At 58.7% G+C, this 15,096-nt stretch carries 3 protein-coding genes, 2 tRNA genes and 3 rRNA genes; all 8 read right to left on the minus strand.

All coding sequences use genetic code 11. From position 1 onward, the window contains the following. Window position 1 precedes the first annotated feature (1 nt). The 8 genes from recD to J3D60_RS16450 all read right to left on the minus strand — a co-directional run bounded on the left by recD (window position 2) and on the right by J3D60_RS16450 (window position 14,571). Window positions 2–2,107, minus strand: coding sequence for an exodeoxyribonuclease V subunit alpha (gene recD / locus J3D60_RS16415; protein WP_065938976.1), 2,106 nt, complete (start codon window positions 2,105–2,107; stop codon window positions 2–4). Then, the gene (recB, locus tag J3D60_RS16420) at window positions 2,104–5,778 is read right to left on the minus strand and encodes an exodeoxyribonuclease V subunit beta (RefSeq protein ID WP_253492042.1); all 3,675 of its coding nucleotides are present in this window, start codon (window positions 5,776–5,778) and stop codon (window positions 2,104–2,106) included. Before recB ends, recD begins: the two co-directional genes overlap by 4 nt. Further along, window positions 5,775–9,224, minus strand: a complete 3,450-nt coding sequence (gene recC, locus J3D60_RS16425) for an exodeoxyribonuclease V subunit gamma (protein ID WP_253492043.1) — start codon at window positions 9,222–9,224, stop codon at window positions 5,775–5,777. The genes recB and recC overlap by 4 nt, the downstream gene beginning before the upstream one ends. Window positions 9,225–9,360: 136 nt before the next feature. After that, window positions 9,361–9,476 (minus strand): 5S ribosomal RNA (rrf, locus tag J3D60_RS16430). A gap of 152 nt (window positions 9,477–9,628) precedes the next feature. Further along, window positions 9,629–12,520 (minus strand): 23S ribosomal RNA (locus tag J3D60_RS16435). Window positions 12,521–12,769: 249 nt separating this feature from the next. Then, window positions 12,770–12,845: transfer RNA gene (locus tag J3D60_RS16440), tRNA-Ala, on the minus strand. A 30-nt stretch (window positions 12,846–12,875) separates the two neighbouring features. Beyond that, window positions 12,876–12,952 (minus strand) — tRNA-Ile (locus J3D60_RS16445). Window positions 12,953–13,034: 82 nt separating this feature from the next. Beyond that, window positions 13,035–14,571, minus strand: a 16S ribosomal RNA gene (locus J3D60_RS16450). The 16S, 23S and 5S rRNA genes sit together here with 2 tRNA genes alongside, the layout of an rRNA operon. Window positions 14,572–15,096 lie beyond the last annotated feature (525 nt).

Consider the following 15,096-nt stretch of genomic DNA (forward strand, 5'->3'; position numbering starts at 1 on the left):
CTCAGGTGTTTTCGGGGTGATGCCGCAACGATAGCACAGCGTCAGATATTTCTGACTCCTGACCCAACTCCAGCATCAACCCACTCAAGCGTTTGACCTTGCGGCGCACGGCCTCTTCAAACACACCGTCACGGGGTTCGATCAGGCTGAACCAGCGCTTGGCGCGGGTGATGCCGGTGTAGATCAACTCTTTGGTGAGCACCGGGTTCAGCGCGTCCGGCAGGATCAATGCGGTGTGGGTGAACTCCGAGCCCTGGGATTTGTGCACGGTCATGGCGTACACGGTTTCCACGTCATTGAGACGGCTGGGCAGGACAAAGCGCACGCCACCCTGGCCATCGTTACGTGGGAAAGCCACCCGCAGCACCTGGGGGCCGCCGTCGCTTTCAGGCAGTTTGAGGGCAATGCCGATATCGCCGTTCATCAAGCCCAGGCCGTAATCGTTGCGCGTCATCAACACCGGACGGCCTTCGTACCATTGCTCATCCCCCTCGATCAGCCGCACTTTGCGCAAGGCGGCCGTGATGCGCAGGTTCAGCCCTTCCACCCCCCAAGGCCCCTTGCGCACGGCGCAGAGCAGTTGGAACGCATCGAAGGCTTGCAGCAGTTGCTGGGCCCAGTGGGTCCAGGCGAGGTCATCGCGCGGGGTGTCGACGGTGGGGCGCGCGCTGTGCAGCAGGTTGAGGTAATAGCGATAACCCTCGGCGCCGTCGCCCTGCCCGTCCAGCACCAGGCGCTCCAGGGCGTGGTCGTGCTCACCTTTGAGGCTGACGCAGAACAGGTCGCTGTGGCTGCGTGCGGCCAGCAGCTTGCGCGCCTCGTCGGCGTTTTGCTGGTTGACCCAGCGCGCCAGTTGGCCGATGCCGCTGCCTTCGCCGAAACGCCGTGAGTAGCGCAGCATCACCACTTGCTGAGCCAAGGGATGGCTGCCATCGAGGTCTTCGTGCAGGCCACTGGCGCTGAGGTCTTCGCCGCTGACGGTTTGCAGCCATTGGCGGGTATCGGGGCTGTACCAGCCGGCTTCAGCGTCGCGGCACAAATCACCGAGTACGGCGCCGGCCTCCACCGAGGCGAGTTGGTCCTTGTCACCCAGCAGCACCAGGCGCGCGTGGGGCGGTAACGCATCCAGCAGGTTAGCCATCATTTCCAGGTCGATCATCGAGGCTTCGTCCACCACCAGCACATCCAGGGGCAACGGATTGCCAAGGTGATGGCGGAAGTGCCGAGTGCCCGGGCGACTGCCCAGCAAGCGGTGGACCGTGGTGACCTGGGTCGGAATCTTTTCCTTCACGCTTTGCGGCACTGTCAGCGACAGCACTTGCTGGCTGATGGATTCGGTCAAACGCGCGGCGGCCTTACCGGTCGGCGCGGCCAGCCGGATGCGCAACGGGCTGCCGGACTCTACGGCCGGCGCCTGCAACAGCGCGAGCAGGCGCACCACCGTGGTGGTCTTGCCGGTGCCGGGGCCGCCGGTGACGATGCTGAATGCACCGCGGGTGGCCAGGGCGCAGGCGAGTTTCTGCCAGTCGATCACGCCATCGGGCGCCGGTTGGTCAAACAAGCCATTCAAGCGCTGGGGCAAATCGGCGGCGACGCGTTCCTGGGTGGCGAGACGCAGGCGCAGGGCGCTGTCGATGCGTCGCTCGTAGGTCCAGTAGCGGCGCAGGTACAGGCGTTTGCCCGACAGTACCAAGGGACGACTGTGTGCCGATTCGCTGCCGTCCACCGCCAGGGCGACCAACGGACTGGCGGCCAAGGCGTGGCACCAGTGGGCGCCGTCGAGGCCGTCGAGCAACTGCGACGGCAGCAGCATGGCGCCGCTGTGCAGGTCGCCTTCGGGCGGCAGGGACAGGGCAAAATCCGGCGCGTTGAGGGTTTCGAACAGGTCCAGGCACACATGGCCGTGGCCGAGTTGGTGGCTGGTCAGCGCCGCCGCCAGGAGCACCAAGGGGTCGGCGTGTGGATCGAGCTCGTGCAGGAAGCCCACGAACGCCTTATCCAACGCCCGCAGCCACCCCCGGTCAACCCAACGCTCCAGCAGGTGCACCAGGTCGGCGGCGCGGCTCAAGGGCGCTAACGCCTCAAGCGGTAACGGCGACAGGCTCATAACAACACTCCTTGTTCCCAGGCAGGCTCAGCCTTGGGCGGGATGGGCTTGCCCTGGAACAGCAGGTCCAGGCCTTCGATCAGGTCCCGTGGCGGCCGGGTGAAAAACGCCCCTCGGCTGACAGCCTGGGTGCCGCGCAGGAACAGGTACAGCGCGCCGCCGACATGCCGGTCGTAGTCATAGTCCGGCAGGCGCGCCTTGAGTTGGCGATGCAGCGCGAGCAGGTAAAGCACGTATTGCAGGTCGTAGCGGTGCTCGAGGATCGACTGTTCCATGGCGTCCTGGGTGTAGGCCGAATCGTCAGGACCGAGCCAGTTGGATTTGTAGTCGGCCACGTAGTAGCGGCCATCATGTTCGAAGGTGAGGTCGATAAAACCTTTGAACATGCCGTTGAGCAGCACTGGTTCCGCGGCGACGCGGGACACACCGTTGTGGGTGTACTGGCATACCAGCTTGTCGAGGGCGAGCACGTCGACTTTATGGCTGGCGAACCAGAACTCCATTTCGATCTGGTAGTGCTGCAGGTCGCTCAGGGCGACCTGGTCGTTATCCACCGGCAGCGGCGTGTGCAGCAGATGGCCCAGCCAACCGCTGAGGGTGACGATCCAGCCTTCCCAGTGGCGGCGATTGCAGCGTGCGCCTACAGCTTGTTCGATCGCTTGGGAGGTCACGTTGAAGCCTTCTTCCCCGGCCCACTCCAGCAGGCCGTGAAGGAAGGTGCCGGGGTTCGGACCGCGTGGGAAACGGTGAATGTCTGCGCCGGACGCCGCCACGTCACGCGGGGCATCGGGATCGAGACGTTCGTCATCGAACAGCTTTTGCGCCTGTGGGCTTTCGGGCGCTTCGAGGTGGGCGACGCTCATGCTGTCGCCAATGCGCAAGGCACTGTAGGACGCGATCCACCAGTTCTCGGCGGCCTTGCGCTTGGGTAACAAGGGCGCGAGCAAGTGGGCAGTGTTGCGCGGCGGGTGGAACAGGATGTCCTGGGCGTCGGGCACCGGGGCGTAGTGGATGGCCGGGCAGCCGTCCTGCAGATCCAGCAGCCAACGCGCGAGGCCGGCGGATTCACTCAACGACGCACCGGCGCCGAGCAAGTAACCCAGCGCCGACAGGTGCAGTACCGAGCTGCTGCTGTTGCCACGCTTGAGGTCGGCAACGCCGAGCCAGCAGGCATGTTTGGCGCGGGTCAAGGCCACGTAGAACAAACGCAGGTCTTCGGCCAGGCGCTCATCGTCGGCCTGGGCGATCAACTCGGCGGTCGGGCGCAGGCTGACATGGGATTTGCCGTGTTCGTCGTGGTAATGCAGCGGCAGGCGACTGCCGTCGACCGGCTTGGCCGAGCAGATGAAAGGCAGGAAGACCAGGTCGTACTCCAGGCCCTTGGATTTGTGAATGGTCACCACCTTGACCAGTTGCTCGTCACTTTCCAGGCGCAGGATTTGCTCTTCGCCGGCCTGGCCGGACAACGCCAGGTGTTCGGCCAGGTGGCGGATCAACGCCTGTTCGCCGTCCAGTTCCGACGCGGCTTGTTGCAACAACTCGCTGAGGTGCAACAGGTTGGTCAGCACACGTTCGCCGTCGCTGCGGGCGATCAGGGTTTGCGGCAGTTTGAAGTCGTGCAGCAGGCGACGCAGCATCGGCAACACGCCTTGGGTGCGCCAGATCGTGCGGTAGCCTCGGAACTGCATCACGCGGCGTTCCCACGCCAGTTCGTCCTGGTTCAGACGCTCCAGTTCCGGCAGTGACAGGTTCAAGGTGACGCAAGCCAGGGCCGCCCGCAGCGGCCGCTCGACGTCCGGCTCGGCGCAGGCCTTGAGCCAGGCGAGCAGGTCGTGGGCTTCCTGGGCGGCGAAGACGGAGTCCTTGTCGGACAGGTACACGCTACGCACGCCACGGGCGGCCAACTCGGCGCGCACGGCCTGGGCTTCCTTGCCGTCGCGCACGAGGATGGCGATGTCCGACGGCAGTACGCCTTTGAAGCTGTCGTCCGCTTGCAGGAAACCGGCCGTACCTTGCTGCCCGCCGTTGAGCAATTCGACAATCCGGGTGGCGCAGGCGCCGGCCAGTTGGTGGCGGTACACCGCGTTGGAAACCGGCTGGTCGGTGGGCAGGTGCCACAGGTTCAGCGCCGGCAACGTTTGGCCGTCGACCTGCAGTTTTTCCTTGCGGCCTTGGGACAACACCGGGTGGAACGGCACCGGGTTGTCGCCGTTCGACTCCCGGAACAGGAACGCGCCGCGGCCGGTTTCCGCCCGCAGGAACACGTGGTTCACCGCCTCGACCATCGCATGGCTGGAACGGAAGTTGGTGCCCAGGGTGTGATGACGGCCGAGCGTGGATTTGCGCGCACGCAGGTAGGTGTAGATATCGGCGCCGCGGAAGGCGTAGATGGCTTGCTTGGGGTCGCCAATCAGGAACAGGCCGCTGTCGAGGTGGTTCTCTTCGATGCGGTAAATGCTGTCGAAGATGCTGTATTGCACCGGGTCGGTGTCCTGGAACTCGTCGATCAGGGCCACCGGGAACTGCTCGCGGATCACACTGGCCAGGCGCTCGCCGCCATCGGCCTGCAGGGCGGCGTTGAGGCGGATCAGCATGTCGTCGAAGCCCATTTCGGCGCGACGGCGCTTTTCTTCTTCGAAGCGCTTGCCCACCCAACCGGCAGCGTGTTGCAACACCGCCGCGTCGGGGGTTGGCAGCGCGTCGAGGGCGGCCTTGAGGCCGGCCATAGCGTCGATGCCAGGATGTTGCGGCGGGTCGCCCTTCCAGGCTTCGGCCATGCCGTCGGGGGTGAGGCGGGTGAACCCGGTGCCGATGTCCAGTTGCTCGAGGGTTTCGTCAGCGGCCCAGGCGCTGATCTTTTCGAACCAGGGCTCGAAGTAACGCGCTTGCATCTTGCGGCCGTCGACGGCTTTGGCGGCTACGGCTTGCAGACAGATATCGCGCAACTCGGCGGCCCATTGTTGCCAGGGAGCCTTGATGTTTATCAACGCTTCACGGCGTTCTTGCAGGCAAGCGTTGATCAACTCGGCGGGTTCGCGGGTTTCATCCGTCGGCCGTTCGCTGCCGAACAGTGCGCGCACGCGTGGCATCAACGCGGCCGGGCCGCCCCAATTGCTGCGTACCCAGTTGAGTGCGTCGTCGTGCATCGGGTAGCAGAACAGACGCCAATAATCGCGCAGCACTTCGCCGAGCAGGTCACTGTGGTCGGTTTCCAGGGTCTGGGTGAACAGGCTGCCGCTGTCGAACGCGTGTTCGCGCAGCATGCGCTGGCACCAACTGTGAATCGTGGAAACCGCCGCTTCATCCATCCACTGGGCGGCGATGTCCAGGCGGTTGGCACAGGCGGGCCATTGCTCGGGGAGGTATTGCGCACGCAGGTCGGCGATCAGCGCGTCGGGCTGTTCAATCTCTTCGCGGAAGAAACGTGCAGCTTCGGCCAAACGAATGCGGATGCGTTCGCGCAGCTCTTTGGTGGCGGCATCGGTAAAGGTCACCACGAGGATTTGCGGCGGCAGCAGTTCACGACCAAAACCGGACTCACCGTCACCGTGGCCAAGGACCAGACGCAGGTACAAGGCGGAGATGGTGAAGGTTTTGCCGGTGCCGGCGCTGGCTTCAATCAGCTGGCTGCCATTCAACGGGAAGGCCAGGGCCAAGGGTTTGCTGCTCATGGGCCGGCCTCCTCGCCTGTGAGTGATCGCCATGGGGCGTTGATGAGCGGTCGATACAAGGTTTCGCACCAGCCTTCGAACTCTTCGCTGGCGACCAGGGCGGCGTAATCGGGGAACTGTCGGGTGAGCGCCGGGGTTTCGCGACGCTCGCCGTCGGTGGTCAGGCCGTCGCCTTCATAGGCTTTGCTCGCGGCGGCGTGGGCTTTGACCGGATCGGTCTGGCTGAGCCAGGCGAAGGCGGTCTTGACGGCTACCGGCAGCGGTTCTCTCATGCCGCTGTGCCAGGCCAACAGCAGGTTGCCGAGGATTTCCCGGGCGATGGGCTGATCCAGCGGGGCCAGTAGCAACGTATCGTCGCTGGCCACCAACCCCGTGCTCAAGGAAAAGCCACAGGCGCAGGCCACTACGTGATTGACCCAAGGACGGATCAGGCGATGCCATTTGCGTGTTTTGATCGAGCCGATGCTATTGGGGATGGTGGTGACACTCAGCAATCCGCCATCACCGCGTCGATGCAGGCCGCTGATCCAGCCTTCAAGCGCGATACCCTGATGCTCGAAACTGATCGGTTCTGCGGCGGTGTGTGGTGTTGGCCAGAGCGCCAGCAACTGCTGGTAACGTTGCAACAAGTCGGGCAGGGGCTCAATGAGTTCGTTGCGCAGGCACTCGCCGAAACCGACCATCGGCAACAGGCCACTGCCTTGCAGCCGTAGGGCCTGGGCGTTGAGGGCTTGGTCGAGGTGTTCGGGCTGGGACAGCGCAGCGTTCAACAGGCTGTCGCTCAGGTTGTAGCGTTGCAGCGCGTCAAGCACGAAGGGTTCTTCATCGGCCAAGGGTACTTCAGCGGCTTCGAAGAACACTTTCAGACGCTGGCTGAAGAAGTGTTTGACCGGGTTGCGCAGGAAGTCCTGCAACTGGCCGAGACTCAGGGGCTCTTCCTGTTGGTGCTGCGCCAGTTGATCCTCTTTGGGGACGTTATCCACAGCTTGGTGGAGTAACTGCCATTCGCGGGCGTAGCTGAACAGTGGATCACCTTCGTGGAAATAGCGGGCGCTGAAGGGTTGGAGCGGGTGTTCCTGGGTCATCGCGTCCAGTAGCGGTATTTCTTGTGTGTTGTGCCAGCCACTGGCGATATGGTCGCGCAGTTGGCCGATGAGTACAGAGGCCGGGCGCTCGCTGTTATCGCGGATGCTACGGCCCACCCAGCTGATATAGAGCTGATCGCGGGCGGACAGCAGGGCCTCGAGCAGCAGGTAACGGTCGTCTTCGCGGCGCGAACGGTCGCCGGGACGGTAGTCGCTGCCCATCAGGTCGAAATCCAGCGGTGGCTGGGCGCGAGGGTAGTCGCCGTCGTTCATGCCGAGCAAGCACACCAGCTTGAACGGGATCGCGCGCATGGGCATCAGGGTGCAAAAATTGACAGCCCCAGCGAGAAAACGCTGGGACAGACGGCCTTGGTCAAGGCCGGCCAGCCAGGCTTCGCGGACTACGGTAAGCGGTAACTCATCCTGCAGTCCAACGGACTCGCAGGTTTCCAACCAGGTTTCCCTGAGTTGCTCAAGCTGACCCAACAGGTAGTCGTCGTGCTCGCTGCTGGGTAGGAAGAAGAGTTGCATCAGGCGTTGCAGACGCTCGCCCCATTCGTGGGGCGGCGCGGGTTGTGACAGCGCTTGATGGGCATCGCCGAGGGCATCGAGCAAAGCGACCAGGGGGCCGATCAAGGCCGCATCAAGTCCGCCGATTTCGTCGTAAGGTTCAATGCCTTCGCAGGCCGCACCGGTGCCGACGGCGTAGCCTAGAAGCATACGGCGAAGGCCGAATCGCCAGCTGTTTTGTTCCAGTTCACTCGGCAGACCGAGCCCCGCACGTTGCTCGGCGTTGAGGCCCCAACGGATGCCAGCGCCTTCGATCCAGCGGTGCAGCGTGGGCAGATCGCGCTCCTTGATGGCGAAGCGTTCGCGCAAGGCCGGGACGTCCAACAGGTCGAGAATCTCGCTGACGGGGAAGCGGCTGTCGGGGAGTTTGAGCAGGTGTTCAACGGCGATCAGCAGGGGATCGCGGCCACGCTGACCTTGATCGGTCAGGGTGAAGGGGATGAAGCGGGGATCGATTCTGTCCAGTTGACCGAATACCGCGCGGATATGCGGCGCATAGCTGTCGACGTCGGGGACCATGACGATGATGTCCCTTGGGCGAAGCGTGGGGTCGGCGCTGAAGCGTTGGAGCAATTGGTCGTGGAGAATTTCCACTTCGCGTTGGGCGCTGTGGGCAATGTGGAAGCGGATGGATGTATCACGCTCCAGATCGACAGCGGGCCATCGTTCCCGAGTCTCATTGAGTGGGCGCAGTTCGAGGATATCGTCCTGAAGCTGGTTGAGCAGTGTGGTGGGTTCGCTATCGCTGAACAGGTCGATTCGACCATCGCGAAAAGCGGCGCGGTAGCTGTTGGGATCGTCGTAACTGTCCAGCAGGCTGATGTAGTCGCGACCTTGTTTGCCCCAGGCAGCCAACAGCGGATGGGCGTGTTGGTGCAGGGTTTGTGGGTCGATGGTAACGGGCATGCCGGCTTTGCGCGCCTGGCGTTTGTATTCGTTACGCAGCAGGTCTTTGTCGGCGACGATGTCGGACCAATGGTGGCGACACGGGTTGTGCACGCACAGCAGGACTTGGCTGAAACGGGCCAGACCGGCCAGCGCCTCCAGCGCTTGGGCGGGCAAGGAAGAAATCCCGAAGACAATCACCCGGGAAGGCAAACCCTTCGGTGCTTGCTCAAGCGTATTGATACGTTCGATAAAGCGCTGGTGCACGCCGGCGCGGCTTTCGGCCATGCCCTCTTCACCGACGTCCAACAGCAGCGCGCGCCATAACTCGGCTTGCCAACAATTGGCAGGGTTGAGTGGCTTTGACTCGCCTCGACCGTTACGCAATTGATGGCGGCCGGCAGCCCAGTCTTCCAGCCAGTCAGCGCGGTAGACCTGGTATTGGTCGAACAGGTCAGCCAGTCGTTCCGCCAGTTGGTAGCGTTTGCGCAGGTCGGAGTCGTGGGTCAAGAAACGTTGCAACGGCTCGAAGTGCTGTTGATCGATGAGTTCCGGGAGCAGGCGCATCAGGCGCCAAGTGAGCGGGGCTTTATCGAGCAGGGATTTTGGAGGGATTTCGTCACGTCCCAGGACCATGCGATAGAGCTGCCACATGAAGCTGCCGGGGAGCTGTACATCGATGGCGGCGGCAATTCCGCAGCCTCCCATATCGTCGTCTTGCGGGTCTTCAGCCAAGGCCAGTTTGAGCCACTGGGCAATGCCGTTGCTTTGTACCAGGGCGATTTCGTTTTCCAGAGGCGCCAAGGGATAACGGCGCATCCAACTCACCACCAGGCTGCGCAGTTCGTCCAAGCGGTTGCCGTGAACCACCATGAATCCAGCGCTGAGGGACGTCGCATCCGGCATAACGGCTTCCTTGGGAAAAGCAAAATCGAGGGCATGGACTTTAGCACTGAAGGCCCTCCCTAGGCGCCTCTTCGCACTTTTCGAGCGCCCAAAACAAAACCCCATCTGCTTTCGCAAATGGGGTTTCGGAATTTAATCTTGACGATGACCTACTCTCACATGGGGAAACCCCACACTACCATCGGCGATGCATCGTTTCACTGCTGAGTTCGGGATGGGATCAGGTGGTTCCAATGCTCTATGGTCGTCAAGAAATTCGGGTACTGAGTCGTGGCCAGCGGGCCTCGCTTCAGCAAATTGGGTATGTGACAGCTGTCGGTGTTTTGTGAAATCTCGAACTTTCGGTTCATTGCGTCTTCACACACCGCAATCTGGCCTTTCGACGCAAATTGCTTGGGTGTTATATGGTCAAGCCTCACGGGCAATTAGTATTGGTTAGCTCAACGCCTCACAGCGCTTACACACCCAACCTATCAACGTCGTAGTCTTCGACGGCCCTTCAGGGGACTCAAGGTCCCAGTGAGATCTCATCTTGAGGCTAGTTTCCCGCTTAGATGCTTTCAGCGGTTATCTATTCCGAACATAGCTACCCGGCAATGCCACTGGCGTGACAACCGGAACACCAGAGGTTCGTCCACTCCGGTCCTCTCGTACTAGGAGCAGCCCCTCTCAAATCTCAAACGTCCACGGCAGATAGGGACCGAACTGTCTCACGACGTTCTAAACCCAGCTCGCGTACCACTTTAAATGGCGAACAGCCATACCCTTGGGACCGGCTTCAGCCCCAGGATGTGATGAGCCGACATCGAGGTGCCAAACACCGCCGTCGATATGAACTCTTGGGCGGTATCAGCCTGTTATCCCCGGAGTACCTTTTATCCGTTGAGCGATGGCCCTTCCATACAGAACCACCGGATCACTAAGACCTACTTTCGTACCTGCTCGACGTGTCTGTCTCGCAGTCAAGCGCGCTTTTGCCTTTATACTCTACGACCGATTTCCGACCGGTCTGAGCGCACCTTCGTACTCCTCCGTTACTCTTTAGGAGGAGACCGCCCCAGTCAAACTACCCACCATACACTGTCCTCGATCCGGATAACGGACCTGAGTTAGAACCTCAAAGTTGCCAGGGTGGTATTTCAAGGTTGGCTCCACGCAGACTGGCGTCCACGCTTCAAAGCCTCCCACCTATCCTACACAAGCAAATTCAAAGTCCAGTGCAAAGCTATAGTAAAGGTTCACGGGGTCTTTCCGTCTAGCCGCGGATACACTGCATCTTCACAGCGATTTCAATTTCACTGAGTCTCGGGTGGAGACAGCGCCGCCATCGTTACGCCATTCGTGCAGGTCGGAACTTACCCGACAAGGAATTTCGCTACCTTAGGACCGTTATAGTTACGGCCGCCGTTTACCGGGGCTTCGATCAAGAGCTTCGCGTTAGCTAACCCCATCAATTAACCTTCCGGCACCGGGCAGGCGTCACACCCTATACGTCCACTTTCGTGTTTGCAGAGTGCTGTGTTTTTAATAAACAGTCGCAGCGGCCTGGTATCTTCGACCGGCATGGGCTTACGGAGCAAGTCCTTCACCCTCACCGGCGCACCTTCTCCCGAAGTTACGGTGCCATTTTGCCTAGTTCCTTCACCCGAGTTCTCTCAAGCGCCTTGGTATTCTCTACCCAACCACCTGTGTCGGTTTGGGGTACGGTTCCTGGTTACCTGAAGCTTAGAAGCTTTTCTTGGAAGCATGGCATCAACCACTTCGTTAACTAAAAGTTAACTCGTCATCAGCTCTCGGCCTTAAGATCCCGGATTTACCTAAGATCTCAGCCTACCACCTTAAACTTGGACAACCAACGCCAAGCTGGCCTAGCCTTCTCCGTCCCTCCATCGCAATAACCAGAAGTACAGGAATATTAACCTGTTTTCCATCGACTACGCTTTTCAGCCTCGCCTTAGGGACCGACTAACCCTGCGTCGATTAACGTTGCGCAGGAAACCTTGGTCTTTCGGCGTGGGTGTTTTTCACACCCATTATCGTTACTCATGTCAGCATTCGCACTTCTGATACCTCCAGCAAGCTTCTCAACTCACCTTCACAGGCTTACAGAACGCTCCTCTACCGCATCACTTACGTGATACCCGTAGCTTCGGTGTATGGTTTGAGCCCCGTTACATCTTCCGCGCAGGCCGACTCGACTAGTGAGCTATTACGCTTTCTTTAAAGGGTGGCTGCTTCTAAGCCAACCTCCTAGCTGTCTAAGCCTTCCCACATCGTTTCCCACTTAACCATAACTTTGGGACCTTAGCTGACGGTCTGGGTTGTTTCCCTTTTCACGACGGACGTTAGCACCCGCCGTGTGTCTCCCATGCTCGGCACTTGTAGGTATTCGGAGTTTGCATCGGTTTGGTAAGTCGGGATGACCCCCTAGCCGAAACAGTGCTCTACCCCCTACAGTGATACATGAGGCGCTACCTAAATAGCTTTCGAGGAGAACCAGCTATCTCCGAGCTTGATTAGCCTTTCACTCCGATCCACAGGTCATCCGCTAACTTTTCAACGGTAGTCGGTTCGGTCCTCCAGTTAGTGTTACCCAACCTTCAACCTGCCCATGGATAGATCGCCCGGTTTCGGGTCTATTCCCAGCGACTAGACGCCCTATTAAGACTCGCTTTCGCTACGCCTCCCCTATTCGGTTAAGCTCGCCACTGAAAATAAGTCGCTGACCCATTATACAAAAGGTACGCAGTCACCCAACAAAGTGGGCTCCCACTGCTTGTACGCATACGGTTTCAGGATCTATTTCACTCCCCTCTCCGGGGTTCTTTTCGCCTTTCCCTCACGGTACTAGTTCACTATCGGTCAGTCAGTAGTATTTAGCCTTGGAGGATGGTCCCCCCATATTCAGACAAAGTTTCTCGTGCTCCGTCCTACTCGATTTCATGACTAAGAGATTTTCGCGTACAGGGCTATCACCCACTATGGCCGCACTTTCCAGAGCGTTCCGCTAATCTCAAAGCCACTTAAGGGCTAGTCCCCGTTCGCTCGCCACTACTAAGGGAATCTCGGTTGATTTCTTTTCCTCAGGGTACTTAGATGTTTCAGTTCCCCTGGTTCGCCTCTTGCACCTATGTATTCAGTACAAGATAACCATCTTATGATGGCTGGGTTCCCCCATTCAGACATCTCCGGATCAAAGTCTGTTTGCCGACTCCCCGAAGCTTTTCGCAGGCTACCACGTCTTTCATCGCCTCTGACTGCCAAGGCATCCACCGTATGCGCTTCTTCACTTGACCATATAACCCCAAGCAATCTGGTTATACTGTGAAGACGACATTCGCCGAAAATTCGATCATACTCAATTAAGAGCCACTCACAAATTTTACCTTAGCCTGATCCGTTACCAGTGAAAGTAACGTTCAGTCTATCTTTCTATCACATACCCAAATTTTTAAAGAACGATCTAATCAAAGACTAGAAATCAACATTCACCATCATACTGATGGAATGCTCATTTCTAAGCTTTCATAACGCAGAAGCAGTAGTGGTGGAGCCAAACGGGATCGAACCGTTGACCTCCTGCGTGCAAGGCAGGCGCTCTCCCAGCTGAGCTATGGCCCCGTATTTCTACAGGCGTTTCCCACACAAAATTGGTGGGTCTGGGCAGATTCGAACTGCCGACCTCACCCTTATCAGGGGTGCGCTCTAACCAACTGAGCTACAGACCCAATTTCGGGCTGCTTCTTATCGTCTTCTTCAATGAATCAAGCAATTCGTGTGGGAACTTATGGAGCAGCTGATGTCGTCGATTAAGGAGGTGATCCAGCCGCAGGTTCCCCTACGGCTACCTTGTTACGACTTCACCCCAGTCATGAATCACACCGTGGTAACCGTCCTCCCGAAGGTTAGACTAGCTACTTCTGGTGCAACCCACTCCCATGGTGTGACGGGCGGTGTGTACAAGGCCCGGGAACGTATTCACCGCGACATTCTGATTCGCGATTACTAGCGATTCCGACTTCACGCAGTCGAGTTGCAGACTGCGATCCGGACTACGATCGGTTTTCTGGGATTAGCTCCACCTCGCGGCTTGGCAACCCTCTGTACCGACCATTGTAGCACGTGTGTAGCCCAGGCCGTAAGGGCCATGATGACTTGACGTCATCCCCACCTTCCTCCGGTTTGTCACCGGCAGTCTCCTTAGAGTGCCCACCATGACGTGCTGGTAACTAAGGACAAGGGTTGCGCTCGTTACGGGACTTAACCCAACATCTCACGACACGAGCTGACGACAGCCATGCAGCACCTGTCTCAATGTTCCCGAAGGCACCAATCCATCTCTGGAAAGTTCATTGGATGTCAAGGCCTGGTAAGGTTCTTCGCGTTGCTTCGAATTAAACCACATGCTCCACCGCTTGTGCGGGCCCCCGTCAATTCATTTGAGTTTTAACCTTGCGGCCGTACTCCCCAGGCGGTCAACTTAATGCGTTAGCTGCGCCACTAAGAGCTCAAGGCTCCCAACGGCTAGTTGACATCGTTTACGGCGTGGACTACCAGGGTATCTAATCCTGTTTGCTCCCCACGCTTTCGCACCTCAGTGTCAGTATCAGTCCAGGTGGTCGCCTTCGCCACTGGTGTTCCTTCCTATATCTACGCATTTCACCGCTACACAGGAAATTCCACCACCCTCTACCATACTCTAGTCAGTCAGTTTTGAATGCAGTTCCCAGGTTGAGCCCGGGGATTTCACATCCAACTTAACAAACCACCTACGCGCGCTTTACGCCCAGTAATTCCGATTAACGCTTGCACCCTCTGTATTACCGCGGCTGCTGGCACAGAGTTAGCCGGTGCTTATTCTGTCGGTAACGTCAAAACCACCACGTATTAGGTAATGGCCCTTCCTCCCAACTTAAAGTGCTTTACAATCCGAAGACCTTCTTCACACACGCGGCATGGCTGGATCAGGCTTTCGCCCATTGTCCAATATTCCCCACTGCTGCCTCCCGTAGGAGTCTGGACCGTGTCTCAGTTCCAGTGTGACTGATCATCCTCTCAGACCAGTTACGGATCGTCGCCTTGGTGAGCCATTACCCCACCAACTAGCTAATCCGACCTAGGCTCATCTGATAGCGCAAGGCCCGAAGGTCCCCTGCTTTCTCCCGTAGGACGTATGCGGTATTAGCGTCCGTTTCCGAACGTTATCCCCCACTACCAGGCAGATTCCTAGGCATTACTCACCCGTCCGCCGCTCTCAAGAGAAGCAAGCTTCTCTCTACCGCTCGACTTGCATGTGTTAGGCCTGCCGCCAGCGTTCAATCTGAGCCATGATCAAACTCTTCAGTTCAAACATCTTTGGGTTTTTAAGAAACCCTAAACTTGGCTCAGCAATCGTTGGTTATTCTTTGATTTCTCGCGGAGTAACTTGTGATGCTGATAATCTTGTTGACTATCAGTCTGACTCCACAAGCACCCACACGAATTGCTTGATTCAGTTGTTAAAGAGCGGTTGGTTAAGAGCTTTCGTCTCAACCGAGGCGCGCATTCTACAGCAGCCTCATTTGCTGTCAAGTGATTATTTTCAGAAGCTTTCGAAGATTTCTTCAACAACTTCAACCACTTGCGCTTGCGATCTCCCGTCAGCGGGAGGCGAATTCTACAGCGTTACACGCTGCTGTCAACACCTCTTTTTCTCCGCTTTCGACCGAGAAGATCGAATCGTTAATAGCGTCAAACAACACGACTCTACCAACTCCTTCTGGGCTTCGATGAACTGAAGCAAACCGCTGCCTTATCCTGCATAACTCATTGTTTACCAAGGAGTTTTACGTTTCGACCGCGCCGGAAGTGGGGCGAATTATAGACGTCTACA

This window comes from Pseudomonas sp. S3E17 (genome assembly GCF_024168685.1).
GTDB lineage: Bacteria > Pseudomonadota > Gammaproteobacteria > Pseudomonadales > Pseudomonadaceae > Aquipseudomonas > Aquipseudomonas marginalis.